At 55.9% G+C, this 1,968-nt stretch carries 2 rRNA genes (1 of these 2 only partly in view); both read left to right on the forward strand.

Annotation, left to right across the window (positions count from 1 at the left end):
- A 23S ribosomal RNA gene (locus tag H1S04_RS10035) occupies positions 1-1,618 on the forward strand; it begins 1,218 nt to the left of the window's first position.
- Between the two features lie 101 nt (positions 1,619-1,719).
- A 5S ribosomal RNA gene (gene rrf, locus H1S04_RS10040) occupies positions 1,720-1,834 on the forward strand.
- The last annotated feature ends 134 nt before the right edge of the window (positions 1,835-1,968 follow it).

Here is a 1,968-nt window from a genome sequence, read left to right on the forward strand (position 1 = left end):
GGAGCGTTCTGTGATAGAGAACGCTGCCTCTTTTGTTCCTTCGGGATCAACGGAGGCATTGTTCTGACTGTGAAGCCGGGCCGTAAGGCATCCGGTGGAGTGATCAGAAGTGAGAATGTTGACATGAGTAGCGACAAACAGGGTGAGAGACCCTGTCGCCGAAAGTCCAAGGGTTCCTGCTTAAAGCTAATCTGAGCAGGGTAAGCCGGCCCCTAAGGCGAGGCCGAAAGGCGTAGTCGATGGGAACCAGGTTAATATTCCTGGGCCAGGAGATGGTGACGGATCGCAGGTGTAGTGAGGTCTTATCGGATTGACCTTGCTGCTGAGCGGTTCCTGGAAACAGCCCTCCATGAGACCGTACCCTAAACCGACACAGGTGGACTGGTAGAGAATACCAAGGCGCTTGAGAGAACCACATTTAAGGAACTCGGCAAAATACCTCCGTAAGTTCGCGAGAAGGAGGCCCCGTTGGCAGGCAACTGTTGGCGGGGGGCACAAACCAGGGGGTGGCGACTGTTTACTAAAAACACAGGGCTCTGCGAAGTCGCAAGACGACGTATAGGGTCTGACGCCTGCCCGGTGCCGGAAGGTTAAAAGGAGATGTGCAAGCATTGAATTGAAGCCCCGGTAAACGGCGGCCGTAACTATAACGGTCCTAAGGTAGCGAAATTCCTTGTCGGGTAAGTTCCGACCTGCACGAATGGCGTAACGACTTCCCCGCTGTCTCAAATGTGGACTCAGCGAAATTGAATTGTCTGTGAAGATGCAGACTTCCCGCGGTTAGACGGAAAGACCCCATGCACCTTTACTATAGCTTCGCACTGGCATCAGGATTGTGATGTGCAGGATAGGCGGTAGGCTTTGAAACGGGGACGCCAGTTCCCGTGGAGCCATCCTTGAGATACCGCCCTTCGCACTCTTGATGTCTAACCGCGGCCCGTTATCCGGGTCCGGGACCCTGCGTGGTGGGTAGTTTGACTGGGGCGGTCGCCTCCTAAAGAGTAACGGAGGCGCGCGAAGGTTGGCTCAGAGCGGTCGGAAATCGCTCGTTGAGTGCAATGGCAGAAGCCAGCCTGACTGCGAGACTGACAAGTCGAGCAGAGTCGAAAGACGGCCATAGTGATCCGGTGGTCCCGAGTGGAAGGGCCATCGCTCAACGGATAAAAGGTACGCTGGGGATAACAGGCTGATGATGCCCAAGAGTCCATATCGACGGCATCGTTTGGCACCTCGATGTCGGCTCATCTCATCCTGGGGCTGGAGCAGGTCCCAAGGGTACGGCTGTTCGCCGTTTAAAGAGGTACGTGAGCTGGGTTTAGAACGTCGTGAGACAGTTCGGTCCCTATCTGCCGTGGGTGTAGGATACTTGAGAGGAGTTGCCCCTAGTACGAGAGGACCGGGGTGAACGTTCCACTGGTGGACCAGTTGTCGTGCCAACGGCAGTGCTGGGTAGCTATGAACGGACAGGATAAACGCTGAAGGCATCTAAGCGTGAAGCCCCCCTCAAAACCAGGTATCCCTTGAGAGCCGTGGAAGACCACCACGTCGATAGGCCGGAGATGTAAGCGCAGCAATGCGTTCAGTTGACCGGTACTAATGGCTCGACAGGCTTGATTTGATCCGGAAGTGGCCAGATCTGACACAGATCCCCGCTTCCAAAAGCATCCTTGGACAACTTACGGACCGCAAGGTCCGCAACGCTGAGCGTTTCTTATCTGATCTGGTGGACATAGCACGAGCGAAACACCCGATCCCATCCCGAACTCGGCCGTTAAGCGCCGTTGCGCCAATGGTACTGCGTCTCAAGACGTGGGAGAGTAGGTCACCGCCAGATCTGATAAGAAACGCAGCTCTCGAACGATCCAGATCATCGCGCCAACCCAACAATCGGCGCAGCCGCGCAACAGATCGCGCAGAATGGCGCGGGGTAGAGCAGCCCGGTAGCTCGTCAGGCTCATAACCTGAAGG

It is taken from the genome of Paracoccus sp. S1E-3, from assembly GCF_013868135.1.
Lineage (GTDB): Bacteria > Pseudomonadota > Alphaproteobacteria > Rhodobacterales > Rhodobacteraceae > Paracoccus.